This window comes from Anaerotignum faecicola, assembly GCA_024460105.1.
GTDB lineage: Bacteria > Bacillota > Clostridia > Lachnospirales > Anaerotignaceae > JANFXS01.
In genome coordinates this window covers 41,057-58,567 of record JANFXS010000002.1, presented here as the reverse complement: position 1 = coordinate 58,567, position 17,511 = coordinate 41,057, and the positions used below count along the sequence as shown (strand labels likewise).

At 38.6% G+C, this 17,511-nt stretch carries 13 protein-coding genes; 5 read left to right on the top strand and 8 right to left on the bottom strand.

Annotation, left to right across the window (positions count from 1 at the left end; all coding sequences use genetic code 11):
* Positions 1-17 precede the first annotated feature (17 nt).
* The 8 genes from NE664_02900 to NE664_02865 form a co-directional block, all read right to left on the bottom strand.
* Positions 18-1,196, bottom strand: a complete 1,179-nt coding sequence (locus NE664_02900) for a thiolase family protein (protein MCQ4725610.1) — start codon at positions 1,194-1,196, stop codon at positions 18-20.
* A 120-nt stretch (positions 1,197-1,316) separates the two neighbouring features.
* Positions 1,317-2,318, bottom strand: a complete 1,002-nt coding sequence (locus tag NE664_02895) for a fumarylacetoacetate hydrolase family protein (protein ID MCQ4725609.1) — start codon at positions 2,316-2,318, stop codon at positions 1,317-1,319.
* A gap of 46 nt (positions 2,319-2,364) precedes the next feature.
* Positions 2,365-3,255, bottom strand: a complete 891-nt coding sequence (locus NE664_02890; protein MCQ4725608.1) for a DUF6282 family protein — start codon at positions 3,253-3,255, stop codon at positions 2,365-2,367.
* Positions 3,256-3,305: 50 nt separating this feature from the next.
* On the bottom strand, positions 3,306-4,592 hold the full coding sequence (locus tag NE664_02885; GenBank protein MCQ4725607.1) for a TRAP transporter large permease: 1,287 nt from the start codon (positions 4,590-4,592) through the stop codon (positions 3,306-3,308).
* 5 nt (positions 4,593-4,597) lie between these two features.
* Positions 4,598-5,095: a TRAP transporter small permease gene (locus tag NE664_02880; protein ID MCQ4725606.1), complete on the bottom strand. Its 498-nt coding sequence runs from the start codon at positions 5,093-5,095 to the stop codon at positions 4,598-4,600.
* 35 nt (positions 5,096-5,130) lie between these two features.
* The gene (locus tag NE664_02875) at positions 5,131-6,204 is read right to left on the bottom strand and encodes a TRAP transporter substrate-binding protein (GenBank protein MCQ4725605.1); all 1,074 of its coding nucleotides are present in this window, start codon (positions 6,202-6,204) and stop codon (positions 5,131-5,133) included.
* A 495-nt stretch (positions 6,205-6,699) separates the two neighbouring features.
* Entirely contained in the window at positions 6,700-8,055 is a 1,356-nt protein-coding gene (locus tag NE664_02870) for a hypothetical protein (protein MCQ4725604.1), read from the bottom strand.
* 740 nt (positions 8,056-8,795) lie between these two features.
* The gene (locus tag NE664_02865; protein ID MCQ4725603.1) at positions 8,796-10,814 is read right to left on the bottom strand and encodes a sigma 54-interacting transcriptional regulator; all 2,019 of its coding nucleotides are present in this window, start codon (positions 10,812-10,814) and stop codon (positions 8,796-8,798) included.
* Positions 10,815-11,717: 903 nt separating this feature from the next.
* On the opposite strand from NE664_02865, the gene rfbF reads away from it, so the two are divergent.
* The 5 genes from rfbF to NE664_02840 all read left to right on the top strand — a co-directional run bounded on the left by rfbF (position 11,718) and on the right by NE664_02840 (position 17,040).
* Positions 11,718-12,491, top strand: a complete 774-nt coding sequence (gene rfbF / locus NE664_02860; GenBank protein MCQ4725602.1) for a glucose-1-phosphate cytidylyltransferase — start codon at positions 11,718-11,720, stop codon at positions 12,489-12,491.
* Positions 12,476-13,561, top strand: a complete 1,086-nt coding sequence (gene rfbG / locus NE664_02855; GenBank protein ID MCQ4725601.1) for a CDP-glucose 4,6-dehydratase — start codon at positions 12,476-12,478, stop codon at positions 13,559-13,561. Before rfbF ends, rfbG begins: the two co-directional genes overlap by 16 nt.
* Complete coding sequence (gene rfbH / locus NE664_02850; GenBank protein MCQ4725600.1) at positions 13,554-14,891, top strand: lipopolysaccharide biosynthesis protein RfbH; 1,338 nt, start codon at positions 13,554-13,556, stop codon at positions 14,889-14,891. The genes rfbG and rfbH overlap by 8 nt, the downstream gene beginning before the upstream one ends.
* Positions 14,892-15,187: 296 nt before the next feature.
* Complete coding sequence (locus NE664_02845) at positions 15,188-16,105, top strand: NAD(P)-dependent oxidoreductase (GenBank protein MCQ4725599.1); 918 nt, start codon at positions 15,188-15,190, stop codon at positions 16,103-16,105.
* Between the two features lie 2 nt (positions 16,106-16,107).
* Entirely contained in the window at positions 16,108-17,040 is a 933-nt protein-coding gene (locus tag NE664_02840) for a glycosyltransferase family 2 protein (GenBank protein MCQ4725598.1), read from the top strand.
* Positions 17,041-17,511: the final 471 nt, after the last annotated feature.

The following is a 17,511-nucleotide window of genomic DNA, read 5'->3' as shown; positions in this document are numbered from 1 at the left end:
GCTCCTTAAATAAAATATTATAATCTGCAGTTTTCAACAAGCATGGCTATTCCCTGCCCGCCGCCAATACACATAGTAATAAGCCCGGTTTTTCCGCCTCTGTCGCGGAGCTCGTCTAAAGCCTTAATTGTAAGTATTGCGCCTGTTCCTCCCATTGGATGACCGAGAGCTATTGCGCCTCCGTTAACATTAACAATATCCATATCAAAGCCAAGCTCGCGGCAGCAGGGAACCGCCTGTGCAGCAAATGCTTCATTAATTTCAATAATATCAATATCTTTTATAGTTTTGCCGGCTTTTTTAAGGACTTTAGGAGTCGCGGACATCGGCCCCGTTCCCATGTAATGCGGATGTACGCCCGCAACAGCATAGCCCGTTATTTTTCCTATGGGTTTAAGCCCCAGCCTAGTTGAAATTTCCTTTTCCATAATCACCAAAGCCGCCGCGCCGTCGCACAATGGCGAACTGTTTCCGGCAGTTACAAGATCTCCCCTATAAGCCACAGGCTTAAGTTTTCCGAGAGATTCCATAGTTGTTTCAGGCCTAATGGTTTCGTCCTTTTTAATTTTTATAGTATTTCCTTTTCTTTGCGGGACTTCTATTTCTATAATGCTTTCGTTAAAAAAACCCCTGTTCCATGCCGCTTCTGCAAGTTCGTGGGATCTAAGTGCAAATTCGTCGCACTCTGTTCTCGACATGTTATATTTTTCACCGACATTCTGGGCGGTATCAACCATAGGACATTCGCCTATTTCATCGGTAACGCTTGGCGGATCATAAAACATTTCGGGGCACGGTACCTGGAAAGCTTTTTTGGGTTTTGCCATAATCCACGGTCTTGTCGAATCGCTCTCAACCCCGCCGGCAACAACGACGTTATAAAAACCGGACTGTATTGCCATGGCTCCAAACGCAACTGCATTTGCTCCGGAGCCACATTCGCGATCCACCTTTATTGCCGGTACTTCCATAGGAAGTCCAGCCGCAAGAGCCGATGCGCGGGCGATATTCTGCCAATCGCTGTTAAGTATGTTGCCGAATATTACATCATCTATTGTATGCGGGTCAATTCCCGCTCTTTTTACAGCTTCTTTTATAGCAACAGCGCCAAGATCGGCGGCAGTTATAGAGGAGAGCGCTCCCCCGACTTTACCGACCGGCGTTCTTGCCATTGATACGATTACCGCTTCTCTCATTTCTTCTCCTTACGATATGTATTATGCATTTTATCAAATATGCGGCAGCCGTATCCAATAGAGTATATACGATACGGCAAAGCCGATATTATGCCGTTAATCTAAACATTATTTGCCGCTTTATATTGCTTTAATATGGTTTTTCATTGTTCCTATGTGCTCAATATACGACTCCAAAACTTTTCCATTGTAGGATCTAAGATCGGCGTTGTCAAATTCTTTTTCATTAAACGAAATAACTGTTCCGCATGAGCAGAGATCTCCTGCCTTTAATGTATGCGCCCGGCTTAGATATGGGATCATATAATCCACCCTGAAAAGCATTTCGTCTGTAGAACCTTCCTGCATTTTTTTGTCGTCCAGATATGCCTCCATGCGTTGGTTAAACGCATCGTCTATTGAAAGCTCGTCAACGGTGACAAGCCAAGGACCCATAGGCGCAAATGTATCAAAGCATTTGTAACGCCCCGGATACATAACTTTTTCCTGATGTCCTTCTCCGTTTACGCATATGAGCCATTCGCGTTCAATGCGCAGTGTAAAAGCGGTAATATCGTTATGGCATGTAAAACCGTATATGTAATCGCGGGCTTTTGCTTCAGGTATATTTTTTCCTCCCTTGCCGATAACAAACACCATTTCAACCTCCGTGCCGACAATGCCTATATCGGGAATTTCAATATCGTCGTATGCGCCGCAAAGGCATGAATTATATTTGCTGAAATAAAGAGGATGCGCCGGGCCTTCCGGCTTGATGCAGCGTTCAAATTCAAACTTATTGTTTATAGCCATTGAAAAAATCTTTTCAGGATTGGGAACAGGCGCACGAAAATGGATATCTTCGCAGTTATATAAAATACGTTCGCCGCAAGGGCCTTTCGCTTGCGGATTTGCCTCAATATACGCCATAGCAAGCCTGAGTTCATTTTTGCCGTCTTCACCACATTCAATCATTGGAATCATTTCAGACGGAACAATTATATCGGCGCGTTTCTGAGGATTGGACACGCCCCTGTTTACAAGATAAGCCGCATATGCATAATTGCAGTCTGCTACCTGACCGTTTGGCATAAGCACGCCTATACGGTTAATTTCTCCTACGTTAAAACTGCATAATTTCATAATAAATCTCCTCCGTTTATTTGATTTTTTAATAATATTTAAATGTTTATTTATTGTTTAATCCTAAAAGCCATCCCGGGTTGACAACGCCGATTTGATGAATAAAATCTTTATCAACCCCGTATTTTTCTGCAAGGAACTCCGCAAAATGAAGCAGTCCTTCCACAGGTTTGATATTTCCGTTTTGACCATAGTCCGAATCTATTACTATTTGTTCTGCCGGTATATTTTTAAGTATTTCCCCAACTATGTTGAGATCCCCGTCGGCAAAATTTGATATAGGGTCAATATCGCAGGCGTTAAGTTCGATCATCGCTCCATTCGTTCCCCATTTAATCATCTGCTCAAGAGAGGCGTCGACAAGGCAGAAGGGGTGATTTACAAGTATCCTTTTTATGCCTTTATTAACTGCCTCTTCAATTAAAGCGTCTATTTCAGCCGGAGAACCGTGACCCGTAGCAAGTATAACGTCAGATTTATGTGCAATATAATCTAAAATATCAATTACTTCCGGTTTGAGCCGGCCGTTTTCATCAAGATAATATATCGGCTTTTCCGGAACGCTCTCCTTTCCGCCGCCTACAAATGTACGGCCCTCATACTGTCTGATATGGCGCTTAGCCGAAACGGTAGGCATGCACACGATTTTCACACCCATACCGCACGCCGCGTCTACGGCTTTAAGGTTTAGCCCGCCTTGGGCATTATTAAGCACAATTTCGCCGTAAATTTTAAGCTTTTCCTCTCCCAAATGTTTCTGGACAAGTTCGGCGCTCATCATTGTAGGGAAGTAGTGGTCTTTAATCACCAGCCCTTTAAATCCGTATTTAATTGCCTCTTCATATACTTCCCACGAATCGACGGATCGTCTGGAAATCGACGGCCCCGCATGTATATGCAGATCGCATAATCCCTGTAAAGCAGTTTCCAAGCTCATTTTTTACCTCCTTTGGCGATAAATAACGCCATTGTATTCCTTGAATAGTTTTAAACCGAACCGTAAAGCAGATTTGGCAGAAACGTAGTTAAAATAGGCGTATATGCCAATATCAGCGTCCCTATAAGTCCTGCCAGCACAAACTTCCATATACCTTTATTCAATTTGCTAAGTTCTATATCCGCCACTTTGGAAGTCGTGAACAGCAGCATACCGACGGGAGGCGTTGCAAGAGCTATAGTAAGCATTATTATGATAATAATTCCAAAGTGGACAGGATCGTACCCCATTGCCTCGCCTAAAGGAGCAAGTACTGGAATTAATATTAATTGCGCCGCAAAAGCTTCCATTACACAGCCTACAGCAAAAAGCAAAAGTATTATAAGAAGCATTACAAGGTTTCCGTTTGTAGTAATTGATAAAATTCCTTCAACAAGCCTTGTAGGAACGTTATCATAAGCAAGCGACCACGCAAGAATATTGCCCATCGAAATAATAAGCATTATACCGGCGGTAACTATGCCGCTGCTTGCAAATATTTCCACAAAGTCTTTAATTTTAAGCTTTTTATTTATAAAGCCGAGTATTGTTGCCGCAAGGCACGCAACGGCCCCTGATTCAGTGGCTGTAAACAAGCCGCCCATAACGCCGCCTACAATGATTATCGGCACGCATAAAGCCGGAAGCCCTTTTATAAGAGCGCGGACAGCGTCTTTTCCCGAAAAATGCTCGCGATATTTAGGGTAGTTCCTTTTTTTCGCCGTGAAATATACAACGGCCATAAAGCACAGGCCTAAAAATATTCCTGGTACAATACCGGCCACAAACATCCTTTTTACGGATATCCCCGTAAGCACGGAATAGATAACAAAATCTATACTCGGAGGTATAATAACGCCCAGTATAGCCGAACTTGCTATCGTACAGCCCGCAAATTCCTTGTCGTAACCGCTGGACACCATTGCAGGAACCATGATGGAGCAAAGTATTACGGCAACGGCGTTTGAAGAACCCAGTATTGCGGCCAGAACCATTCCGACAATTATAACGGCATATGCAAGCCCGCCTTTTTTAAATCCGATGAACTCCTGAGCCACATCTACTATGGATTGTGTAACGCCTCCTTTGTTCATTATCTGTCCCGCGCATACAAAAAACGCTATACAAGTGTAACTGAACGTATTTATTCCGTAGAACATCTTCTGCGATAAAATATTTGCAATTCCGTCGTATCCTATCGAAAACAGATGGGCAAAACCGGTAAGCCCCATTATGAATGCAAACGGGCAGCCAACTATTACTAACACTATAAATGTAATTATCGGTAAGAATACCAAAACCGTCACACCTCCTCTTTGGCTTTGCCTGGAAAGCAGTCTTTGATAAGCTTAGGCAATAATTCAAAGTTAAAAAGTATCATTAAAAACATACTTAACGGTATGCATACAAACGGTACAAACATAGAGCACCTTAACGTAGTTGATTTCCTCATAAAAATAGCAGGCGACAATCCATACTGTAGTGATGTAACGAAAATATACGCAATAAATGCCAGGCACACTAAATGTACGGCTAATGCTACAGCGTTTTTAGCCCGTTTCGGAAGCATTTTGACAAACAAATCCAAAAATACGAGATCCATATGCCTGTAGCTGACAGCGACTCCTAGGAACGTACACCATATGAGAATATAGCTGTCAAGTTCTTCGGTCCAATTAAACGCACTTCCGATAATATATCTCTGTCCTACCGATATAATCGTGGTGATAATCATAATCCCCATAAGTACCACGATAGTATATTTGATCGCTTTTTCAAGGCTATCTCCGATTTTCTCCATTCCCGCGCCTCCTTCCTCTTTAATGCCACAAACAGCTACATATTCTTTACATATTCAACATAGTTTTTGATTGTGTCGCTTCTTGAAATATAGTCTTCATATATCCCGTTGCATGCATCGATAAATTTCTGTTTTTCGTCGTCCTTGATATAGTTAATTTCAAGCCCCCTGTCAATACATGTCTGAACAGCGTCATTTTCTATCTGCCCGCATTGATCCATTGCGTAATTCATAGCTTCTGACGAACACTCTGCTATAAGCGCCTGATCTTCGGCGCTTAAACTGTTGTACCAGTCAAGATTGAACGAGAGCGCCGACGGGAATGAGTAAAAATCTATTACGGATACATATTTAAGAACTTCGTCGTGGCTGTTTGTTACTATAGAAATAAAGTTGATCTCCTCGCCGTCAATAACGCCGGACTGAAGGCCTGAATATATCTCGCTGTACGCAACGGGAGTGCTTGTCATTCCAATAGCCGAGGCAACGTTGCTGAGCAGTGTTGAAGGCACAATACGCATTTTTATGCCTTTAAGATCCTCCATGGAAGTGATAGGGCGTATTTTGTTTGCAAACTGACGGCTGCCTATCTCCACAACGTCCGTAATCTTTACATTTAATTCTTCAACCTCTTTATAAAGCGCCCGGGCCTCATCGCTTTGAAGCGCCGTTTTCTCCTGTTCGTAACTGTCGTATAAGAATGGCAGCTGAAGTGCGTCCAGCGTATCGGTATAATCGGAAAACGTACTTGTGGATATGCAGGCCGCCTGAATTGAGCCGTTCATTACCTGCTGTAAAAGTTCATCCTCGTCGCCAAGCATGCCATTGGACTTATAATCGACTTTGATCCTTCCTCCGCTTTTTTCCTCAATAAGTTCATTGAATTTTAAAGAAAGAATTCCATCCGGCAAATCGTCGTTCCCTTCATGCCCCATAATAATCTTAATTTCCGCCTCTGAACCTTCTTCAGCCGATCCGGACGTTTCTCCTGAACTTTCCGTGTTTCCAGCAGTGTCTGCGGCAGGCTTATTTGTTACGGCGCCGCACCCTGTAAGGGATATTGCCATTACTGTTAAAGCCATAGCCAATGTCCTGTGAGTTTTTTTCATAAAATTCTACCTCCTGTTTAATTCAAATTTTGCCGGCCTAAACAGCCTGTTTGATAAAAATGAAAACTGCCGTGTAAAAAAATAAATTTGCCTGACAGTTATTCATTTATTTGGCCTGCTTAAATATATAGCAAGAAGCATGCCAAACTAAATTTATAATTTTTTTGGTAAATATGCCTATTAATAATCATTTGTATTTATATAATCTGTATATAAAAAAGCATGTATATATTTTAAAACTAATCGCTTTTTTGAGTCATATATTGAATCGCATGACTCATTTGAGTCAGTTTATTCCGAGTTAATGCCGAGGCGTTATTTAGTATTGGATTTTTATATACAATAAATATCATTGCCATATGTATTCTGTGGCAGTAATTTCGTCATCCGTATTTATTAAAATAATAAATTAGACAACATATTAAGACTGCTTTGATTATTTTTTATGACAATATCTTAAAATACCAAAGCCGGATCAGACAGATCCGGCTTAGATTAGGAAAACAAAAATAATATTAACATTTCTGCTGAAACATAATAAATAACGGCAAATAAAAGATTCACTTTAAAGCAAATATGTATTGGCTTTTCTTTGAGCCCGTTCGATAATGTCAGTATCAGCCCTGCAAATGGGGAAACCATATAAGATATACAGCAGCCAAGGCTCATTGAAAGCCCCATCTGAAGATTTGAAAAAGGCAGTTCCATACCAGCCATAATAGGCCCAATCATTAAAACGGACACAAACGGATGTATTCCTATTAAAGACAAGAAAACAATAGTAAGCGGCAATGACCAGACGGCTCCTGTCTGAAACAGCATCGGATATGAATTTCCGATCCGTATCATGATATTTTCAATTCCCGTATATGAAATTGCTGCCGAAAACACACCCATTGAAAGAAAAAAAGCGGCAAGATCCCCGTTTGACGGAAGTTTTTTGTTCCACCATTCAACGGGCGCCTCTTTTAACGGGCTGTTTCCTTTTTGAAAAATAATCCACATAACAGCCGATAAAATTGTGACTATTAACAGCCTCCCTATAGACGTACTGAATCCTATCTTCTCCAATATGCCTATTCCGATAACTATTATTGCCATTACAAGCGCAAGCTCGCCTATTTTCCTTATCGCTTTTATATCAATCTTTTTGCCTGAAACGTCGGAGCTTAGTTTTTTTCCGTGACATGGAAACCATGATACAAAGGCTCCCAGCAAAATACCGAAAACTGCGAGAGAAAAAGCAGGCGCAAAATATTCCTGCCATCCAATTTCAAATACCTGCATACTCATCAATACGGTTACCGTTCCCGGCGCCCATAAAAATAATGTGCAGTACCCGCATGTTACGGCGCTTATTATAAAGTCGTTTCCTTTATCCATTTTTCCCCGAACAGCCGGCAGGACAGCCGTAAGTATAACCAATACGGAACCAAGGCTCATTACGCTTGCAAGTATGTGCGAGATAATCATAAGCAGACAGTACAAAAACCATACGCTGCCGGTTCCCGAACCAAGACAGTCTGATACGGCTTTCTCATATCCGCCCCTCCCGATAGCCAATGATACAGCCTGTACCGAAATAAGTATAACGACTGTTTTTAACATTGAATTAAAACCATATTCCCATTGGCTTAAAGGAGCCTTTGCCGCTAAAAGGATAACAGCCCCAAGTATAAAAAATATCCATGCCGGGGCCTTGAACGTCTTTCCTATGTACGGTAGGTTAAGCGCAAGAACAACAGCTCCTGCCGCCGCCGTTATCCAGGATGCCGAATATCCCGTTAACGCTTCAACAAGATATAAAATTACCAGCAAAACCATAGCTGTGTTTGAAACAGTTTTTCTCATTTTAAATAGTTCCCCTCCAATAAAATTTATTATTATGAATAGCTTCAGTTTACAGGGTCGCATACGCCCCACAAGGAAAAATTTTACGCATTTCCGTGTTGCATATGCTTGTCATAGGAGCCGCTATGCCGGCAAATATGCGCCTTGAACCGCAAAAAATTTTTCCATTGTGATGTCGGAGAATTTTAGCGGACGTTAGCGGCGCAAGAGCAAGGTAAAGACGGGCAGGCGCAGCGGTTACTACGGCAAGCGGCTTTAACACAGCTATTGTGCCGCTAACGTCCGTTAAACCGTGTGCGCTCTTGTAAACTGAAGCTAAACATAAACTCAATATCAAAAAGCAATTTACTCATTTTCCATTTTCGGCTTTTAATAAAACTGCCTTAACAGAACATGATTTATTTGATATCGGCCAATCACTAAACAGTTTGCTAACATTCTATATAGCAAAAAACATGCCAAAATCTTAATCGAATTACTGATAGTTTCTGTAACTTTGAGTACATATTTCTTGGAATTTATATAAACTTATTAAATCCGGCGCAGATAAAACAATATCATTCATGCGAGTTATAATCTTGTTGTTTTTTGGCAAAATAAAAAAGCAGTTGCGGCTAAGTCGGCGGCTCGCTGCCGCGACATGCTTTTTCTGCTTTTCATATCGCTTATATAAAAATTTTCCGATTATAGTGTGTTATTTTGTAAATCGAAGCTGAATTACGTTAAAATATTTACAAAATTTATCTTAATTTAATATTGTATTTTTTCAATTTCCTTACTACTGTAGATTGGCTTGTGTTTAAGTATTCGGCAATTTCTCTTGTCGTCCTACAATGCTGGGCGGCCTCCCTATATGAAATTTCTTCGGGATTTACGGCCGTTCCTTTTCCTAAATTGTCATCAGGGAGGGGATATTTTAAAACTTCTTTGTTATTTACAAGCTTTTTATCAATGTACGGGCATACTTTTAAAATTTCTGCTTCTGAAATACGTTCATTCTCTATGTACAGCATAAGCCTTTGCACCATATTTTCAAGTTCACGCACATTTCCCGGCCATTCGTATTTTGTAAGCAGGTTGATAGCGCTGTCGGAAAAATGCTTATGCATGTTAAACTGATTGTTATAAATATCGACAAAATGCTCTATAAAAGGCCGAATATCTTCTTTACGGTTTTTAAGGGCGGGAAGATGGATATTGATAACGTTTAACCGATAGTAAAGATCTTCTCTGAAAGTTCCGTTATTGACCATATCAAATAAGTCTTTGTTTGTAGCGGCTATAACCCTTACGTTTACTTTGACAGCCGTGTTGCTTCCTATTCGCATAACTTCACAGCTTTGAAGGACTCGCAGCAGTTTTACCTGATTTTCCAGTGAAAGTTCGCCTATTTCGTCAAGGAACAGGGTGCCGTTATCGGCGGATTCAAAGTATCCGGCTTTGCCGCCTTTTAAAGCGCCTGTGAATGCGCCATACTCATAGCCGAAAAATTCTGATTCAAATAGCGAATCTGATATTGCGGCGCAGTTTATTTTTATAAATTTATCAGATTTTCTCATTGAAAGCTGTTGTATCAGATTGGCTATTACTTCCTTTCCGCTTCCGGAGCTTCCTGTTATAAGCACAGTAGTGTCATATGGGGCTATGTGCCGAACAATGTTATTAATTTCCTTCATTGAGGGGCTGTTAATGACAAGGTTCTTATATACTATGTTGTCTGAATGTCCCGTGTCGGATATTATACAAATTTTGTTTTTATCGCTGTACCTTTTTGTAAAAACTTCTTTAAGGAGGGGATATTCGTGAAGCAAACCCTCACAAAACGCTACGTGGCCGTTTATATATCCGCGGTAATAAAGCAGATTTATGTCTTTTCCGATACCTTCTGCATCAAGGCCCGCCTCCGAAACGGACGCGGCGGGATCCGTAAAATATATAGTGCCGTACTCCCTTGTTATAAGCACGCTGAGAGCCTCGTGACCCGGCGCATGCTCGCAGTCGATTGTATAGTCAATCAGCTGTCCGTTCAAAAAGCCTGAAAGTTTGTAATAAGCGGCTAGAGGATCCTGCATATCTATTATATAGTATTCATCGGCGGCATTAAGTTTTTTTATAAGCATGGCGTCGTCTTTAGAATCTATTATTGCGATAAGTTTTCCGTCTGTTCCGAGTTTTTTCTTTACTGCAAACAATGTGAGAAGGCCTGTATTTGACGCTGCTCCTATTACAAGCGTTGTAATGCCGCTTTTGCAGTTAAGGGCAGATTCATAGCATTGTCCGGCCTCGGTTATAATCGAATGGTGTATGTGGTGCGGTATATCGTCGGGCGATACAGTGTACATACATCTTTCGGAAAGAATCGCATATCCGTCTATTTCAAGCTGGCCGGTTTTCATATTAATACTTTTGATGTTATTTATAACAAGAGGTATAAATTTGCTTGAAATAAGTATTGAAATGCCTGTTCCTTTATTAAGTTTTCCGTAAGCGGGATGGCCGGTTCCAATCTCGTCAACTTTCCCGTATAGCGTGCCGCCTGTGCTGGTAACGGGATTATGTAGCTTGCCGCGCATTTTTACAATGCTCATTATTTTGTTTGCGATGCTTAGGGGGTTATCATGCGTTTCCTTTCTAAGCTGTTTAAAGCTTGCGGCATTAAGGTTCATTATGCTTACGCGCACGAGCATTTCATTTTTCATTATAGGAAGCTGAGCGCTGAGTTTCCATGCAGTTGAAGGGAAGGAACCTTTTGGATCCAAGCTTCGGTTTTCGCCGTAATTTTTAATAGTTTTATACATATACGTTTTCAATGTAAATAATCGATTTTTATAATAATTAAGTGATATTGAAAATAATTATAACATTTATTTAGGATAAAAGTAAAGTATGATATGATGTTTGAGAATGTAAACAACAGAACGGTATCTTAACTGAATGAAGCGTTTTTTATTGAATTGTATTATTGCAGGTTTTATGTTTTATTAGGATTTATAGGGGGATATAACCGGTATTTTGTTAATATATAAGAAGCTGAAGAAATAAGTTTATTTCGGAAAATACTTCCCGATCGTAATTTTGTTTTAAACTTATAACAAGGGTATTGGTTATAGAGAATGGCAAAATTTTCTGTAGATGCAGATTTAAAAATTTTAATTTTGAAGGATTTTAATCGACTGAGTATGTAGGATAAAAGTTAAGGATATGTATATTTATCAAGATGTAAAGTAAGCTTTATATATGTTTGGGTATCTTAAATAATTTTAAAAAGCTTGATAGCATACATATTCTCGTGTATAATTTATTATAACAAAAATTTACAAAATATGGTTACTTGTGACGGGAAATATGTTTAAATATTTGTTATATTGTTTTTGTAATCAGTGTAAAAAACATATAGACAAAGCTTTATTGTCAGGCGAAAGTATTTAATATTAAAATAGAACGGATATTATTTTTTTTGATTTGTAAATATGATCAATATTTAAGTTCGGTATGCAGCAGTTCTTAATTTGATAAGATAGGATATATGATTTGATTATTGACAAAAAGGCGTTTACATGGGGATCAAAGCTTTGAATTGAGATTTATTTTAATGAAATAAAGGAATAAGGATTGGACATTATATTTTATAGTAATTAAAAAATTTAATGGGGGAGTTATTAATGAAAGTAGTTATTTTAGCCGGCGGATTCGGAACTCGTATTTCTGAGGAAAGCCATTTAAAGCCGAAGCCCATGATTGAGATCGGAGGCAAGCCGATATTATGGCATATCATGAAGGGATATTCCCACTATGGATTTAATGATTTTATAATTTGTGCGGGATATAAGCAGCATATTATTAAAGAATGGTTTGCCAATTATTTTCTTCATAACAGCGATATTACATTCGATTTCAGCAATGAAAACAATATGATAGTGCATGAAAAGTTTTCTGAGCCATGGAGAGTTACTGTTGTTGACACAGGTCTCAATACGATGACAGGCGGCCGTATTAAAAGGGTAAGTAAATTTATCGGAAATGAAACATTTATGCTTACTTACGGAGATGGAGTTTCTGATGTAAATATAAGCGAACTTGTTAAATTTCATAAAGAACATAAAAAACTTGCGACAATCACTGCTGTGAATTTGGGTCAAAAGTTTGGAGTTTTGGAAATAGGCGAAAATAATGAAATAGAAGCGTTCCGTGAAAAAGACGATAGCGACGGGAGCATGATTAACGCCGGATTTATGGTTCTTGAACCGGAAGTATTCGGCTATATAGAAGGCGACGAAACTGTGTTTGAGAAAAAACCGCTTGAAAAACTTGCTGAGAATAAACAGCTTATGGCATATAAGCACAAAGGATATTGGAAATGCATGGATACGCAGAGAGATAAAATGCAGCTTGAAGAACTTATTAAAAATGGGGAGGCTCCATGGATAAAATGGTAACGGACTTAAATTTTTATAAGGGAAAAAGAGTTTTAGTAACAGGGCATACGGGATTTAAAGGCGCATGGATGTGCAAAGTGTTGTCTATGGCCAAGGCCCATGTTACAGGATTCAGCCTTGAACCAAATACGGAGCCTTCTTTATTTGAAGCTTTAAAAACAGATGAAAATGTAGATTCAATAATAGGAGACATAAGGGATTACAATAGTTTAAAAAGCGTTTTTGAAAAGAAACGGCCTGAAATTATTTTTCATTTGGCGGCTCAGCCGATTGTTAGGGAAAGTTATAAAAATCCGTTGTACACATACCAAACAAATGTAATGGGAACTGTTAATTTACTGGAGTGTGTCCGTACAATGCCGGAACGGCCAAAATCTGTAGTTGTTATTACTACAGATAAAGTTTATATGAACAAAGAGTGGGAATGGGGATACAGAGAGTATGAACCGCTGGACGGATTTGATCCTTATTCCAACAGCAAATCATGCTGCGAACTTGCCGTGCACAGCTATGTGAATTCATTTTTCAGCGGTGAAAAATTGGCAGTATCTACTGCAAGAGCTGGAAATGTCATAGGCGGCGGGGATTTTGCGGCTGATCGAATTATTCCTGACTGTGTAAGGGCCGCATACAACGGAAGGAATGTTGAAGTTAGGAACCGCTATTCCATAAGGCCATACCAGCATGTGCTTGAGCCTGTATTTGCATATCTGATGATTGCGGAAAAGCAATACAACGACTATTCTTATGCAGGATACTATAATATTGGGCCTGACGAGTATGATTGTGTGTCAACAGGGAAGCTTGTAGGCCTTTTTTGTGAAAAGTGGGGAAATGATTTACAATGGACGGCCGCTGAATCAAAAGGGCCGCATGAAGCCAATTTTCTGAAATTGGATTGTTCAAAGCTAAAGAAAGTTTTTGGCTGGGCTCCTTCTTGGAATATTGAAAAAGCAGTGGAGAAATCAGTTGATTGGTATAAATGTTATCATGAAAATATGGACGTTGATTTATTGACGGAAAATCAGATAAAAGAGTTTTACGCTTGTTTGGAGGAAAAAAATGTTTGAAAATATGACGGAAACACAAGCCCGAAGTGAAATTTTAAAGTATGTTGGCGAATATTGCGATAAATATCATAAAAAAGAAGGATTTAAGGAAGGACAGAGAATTCCTTATGCATCCAGGGTATACGACAAGGCTGAAATGATTAATCTTGTCGACAGTTCTCTTGAATTTTGGCTTACGTCCGGAAGATATACGGATGAATTTGAAAAAAAGTTGGCGGAGTATCTTGGAGTAAAATATTGCAGTCTTGTAAATTCCGGTTCCAGCGCTAATTTGAATGCTTTCATGGCGCTTACGTCCCCATTGTTGGGAGAACGTTCCGTTAATCGCGGGGATGAAGTTATTACTGTTGCGGCAGGATTTCCAACTACAGCGACTCCGATTATTCAATACGGGGCTGTCCCTGTTTTTGTTGACGTTACGATACCGCAGTATAATATTGATGTTTCTATGCTTGAAAAAGCCGTATCAGATAAAACAAAGGCAGTTATGGTGGCTCATACTTTAGGAAATCCTTTTAATTTAAAAGCCGTTAAGGAGTTTTGTGATAAATATAACTTGTGGCTGATAGAGGATAATTGCGATGCGCTCGGATCGAAATATATGCTGGACGGGAAGGAAATGTTTACAGGAACTGTTGGTGACATCGGAACGTCAAGCTTTTATCCGCCGCACCATATGACCATGGGAGAAGGGGGCGCCGTCTATACAAACAATCCTCTTCTCAATAAAATAATCAGATCCTTAAGGGATTGGGGACGGGACTGTTCATGCCCATCAGGGGTTGACAATTTTTGCGGGCATAGGTTTGACAGACAGTACGGAGAGCTTCCGTTGGGATATGACCATAAATATGTTTATTCACATTTTGGTTATAATTTAAAAGCAACGGATTTGCAGGCGGCTGTTGGATGTGCGCAGCTTGAAAAGTTCCCTTCGTTTGTCGAAAGAAGGAAGCATAATTTTAACAGGCTTAAAAATGCGCTTAAAGGTGTGGACGACAAGCTGATTCTGCCTGAACCGTGCGAGAACTCAGACCCAAGCTGGTTCGGATTTTTAATTACATGTAAAAATGGTACAGACAGAAATGAAGTTGTTTCATATATTGAAGCAAAAGGCGTTCAGACCAGAATGCTTTTTGCGGGAAACTTAATTAAGCACCCTTGTTTTGATCAAATGAGGAAAAGCGGAGAAGGGTACAGGGTTATTGGCAGTCTGCCTAACACTGACAGGATTATGAAAGATACATTTTGGGTTGGCGTTTATCCCGGTATGGACGATGAAATGATAGATTACATGGCAAAGGTAATTTGTGAAGCGGTGAGCAAGTGAGACGGCGTATTATTGATAAGCTGAATTTTAAAAATCAAAGAGGATTTTTTAAATATATTGCGCAGTTTGTAAAATTTGGCATTGTCGGAGTATCTAATACGGTTATTTGATACGAAACGTGTTATTTATTTTATATTTTTTTGAAATAATTAATATTGATTATAAGATAGTGCGGATAATTAACTTGCTTTTTCTTATTTCGATTAATTTTGTTTTAAATAAATGCTGGATTTTATGAAAAAAGACTGACGATTTGCTGATGTGATGTATTTAACAAAAGTAAATAGGAGGCTGGAATGAGAATACTCGTAACAGGTGCAACAAGTTTTATAGGCAGAAATCTTGTTGCTGAATTAACGGGAAACGGACATGATGTTACTGCAGTTGTGAGAAAAAAATCAAGTAAGGCGGAATTCTTAAAGAAAAATAAAAATATTTCAATAATCGAAGCCAATATGGACGAGTATTATACTATTTCTAATATGTGCAATACGGATATTGATGCGGTAGTGCATTTGTCATGGGATGGAACTTCTATTTCTGATAGAGATAATGAATTTATTCAAAAAGAGAATTTTGAAAATTCTGTATGTCTTTTGAAAGAGGTTATTAAGTTAAATTGCAAAAAGTTTATATTTATTGGTTCACAGTTTGAATATGGAGTATGCAATGATGAAATAACAGAAGAAACTGCCTGTAATCCCGTTATATGGTATGGCCGTGAAAAGTTGCATTTTTGCCGTTATGCTATGAAATATTGTGATGAGAATAAAATTTCATTTATAGAGACACGAATTTTTAGTGTCTATGGTTACGGTGATAATGAAAATAAGTTGATAAATAGTTTGATTTCAAAAATGTACAATAATGAAACCTGCAATTTAACATTAGGAATACAAAAATGGGATTATTTATATATTAAGGATGCAGTATGTGCAATAAGATTGCTTCTGGAGAAAAAATGCTCCGATGGAATATATAATCTCGGAAGCGGCGACACAAGGACTTTAAAAAGCTTTATAGAAGAAATTAAGTCATGCCTTAATTCAAAAAGCGAATTAAATTATGGAGCTATACCATATCCTAAGTCTGGCATGGAGACGTTTGTGCCTAATATAAAAAAGATACAACATGAAATAGGTTGGAAGGCAGAAATTCCTTTTTCTCAAGGTATACAGTATATAATTAGTCAAAAGTTAAAAAATGGGGATTAATAATGAAGAAAATAAGTGTATTAGTACCAACATATAATGAAGAAGAAAATGTCGTACCGTTGTGTAAGGCTATTATAGAACAGTTTGAATGTAATTTGCCTGATTATGACTATGAGTTAGTATTTATAGATAATGATTCTAAAGATAATACTCGTGCTTTGATAAGGGGTTTATGCGCAAATAATACTAGAATTAAAGCTATATTTAATGCTAAGAATTTTGGGCAGTTTAATTCCCCGTATTATGGTATGTGTCAAACTACAGGAGATTGTACAATACTTATGTGCGCCGATTTTCAAGATCCGGTTGAAATGATACCGCTATTAGTAAATGAATGGGAAAAAGGATATAGAATTGTAAGTTGTATAAAGACGAAAAGCAGAGAAAATCCTATAATGTATTTTTTGCGTTCGTGTTATTATAAAACTATCAAAAAAATGAGTGATATTGAGCAAATAGAACATTTTACGGGATTTGGGCTGTATGATAAAAGCTTTATTGCTACACTCAAAGAACTTAAGGATCCAACGCCTTTTCTTAGGGGCATTGTAGCTGAATTAGGTTTTAAAAGGAAGGATATACAGTATACTCAAGCAAAGCGCAGAGCCGGAAAGACAAGCAACAATTTTTATAGACTGTATGATGCCGCTATGCTTTCATTTACATCTTACACTAAAATCGGGCTTAGGATTGCAACATTTGCCGGATTTATTATGTCAGGTTTAAGTGCAGTAGCTGCGGTTGTTTATTTGATTTTAAAACTGTTGTATTGGAATAGTTTTAGCGCTGGTATTGCTCCGGCCGTAATAGGCGTTTTCCTTATTGGTTCTCTGCAATTATTTTTTACAGGGTTGCTGGGAGAATATATTATGGCAATGAATGTGAGAATTATGAACAGGCCTCTTGTTGTTGAGGAAGAAAGGATTAATTTTTAAATTAATATTTAAATCGAAATATATGGTACATGTAAGTGCGTCACAAGAAAGAATAAAAGGAAATTATGTTTGTTTGGAGAAGAGTAGATGGAAACAAGTAAAGTTAAAAATAGGATTATACAAAATATTGGTTTACTTTTGTTATTTTTTGCTATACCGTTTTTAATATATATTGGTACAGTTATGAACGGCAATATAATTGTATCGGGTGACGGGATGCAATTTTCTTCATATAAAGTCTATGCAAACCAGATGATGTTAAAAGGGATATTGCCTTATTGGTGTAAATATATGCAAAATGGGATCCCGTTTTTAACAGATCAGAGTTTTGGCGTGCTATATCCTATAGGGTATTTATTTGCTCAGTTGCCGATAGAGTATTTCGTATTGTTTTATTATTGTTTCCATATCATGGTTGCCGGATTTTTTATGTATCATTATTTAAAGGAATTAGGATGCAGTAGTCCGACA

What these genes read in the sequence shown, in the direction of transcription:
- NE664_02900 (MCQ4725610.1), bottom strand. Translation starts at nt 1,196, where the DNA reads ATGAGAGAAGCGGTAATCGTATCAATGGCAAGAACGCCGGTCGGTAAA.
- NE664_02895 (MCQ4725609.1), bottom strand. Translation starts at nt 2,318, where the DNA reads ATGAAATTATGCAGTTTTAACGTAGGAGAAATTAACCGTATAGGCGTG.
- NE664_02890 (MCQ4725608.1), bottom strand. Translation starts at nt 3,255, where the DNA reads ATGAGCTTGGAAACTGCTTTACAGGGATTATGCGATCTGCATATACAT.
- NE664_02880 (MCQ4725606.1), bottom strand. Translation starts at nt 5,095, where the DNA reads ATGGAGAAAATCGGAGATAGCCTTGAAAAAGCGATCAAATATACTATC.
- NE664_02875 (MCQ4725605.1), bottom strand. Translation starts at nt 6,204, where the DNA reads ATGAAAAAAACTCACAGGACATTGGCTATGGCTTTAACAGTAATGGCA.
- NE664_02870 (MCQ4725604.1), bottom strand. Translation starts at nt 8,055, where the DNA reads ATGAGAAAAACTGTTTCAAACACAGCTATGGTTTTGCTGGTAATTTTA.
- rfbF (MCQ4725602.1), top strand. Translation starts at nt 11,718, where the DNA reads ATGAAAGTAGTTATTTTAGCCGGCGGATTCGGAACTCGTATTTCTGAG.
- rfbG (MCQ4725601.1), top strand. Translation starts at nt 12,476, where the DNA reads ATGGATAAAATGGTAACGGACTTAAATTTTTATAAGGGAAAAAGAGTT.
- rfbH (MCQ4725600.1), top strand. Translation starts at nt 13,554, where the DNA reads ATGTTTGAAAATATGACGGAAACACAAGCCCGAAGTGAAATTTTAAAG.
- NE664_02845 (MCQ4725599.1), top strand. Translation starts at nt 15,188, where the DNA reads ATGAGAATACTCGTAACAGGTGCAACAAGTTTTATAGGCAGAAATCTT.
- NE664_02840 (MCQ4725598.1), top strand. Translation starts at nt 16,108, where the DNA reads ATGAAGAAAATAAGTGTATTAGTACCAACATATAATGAAGAAGAAAAT.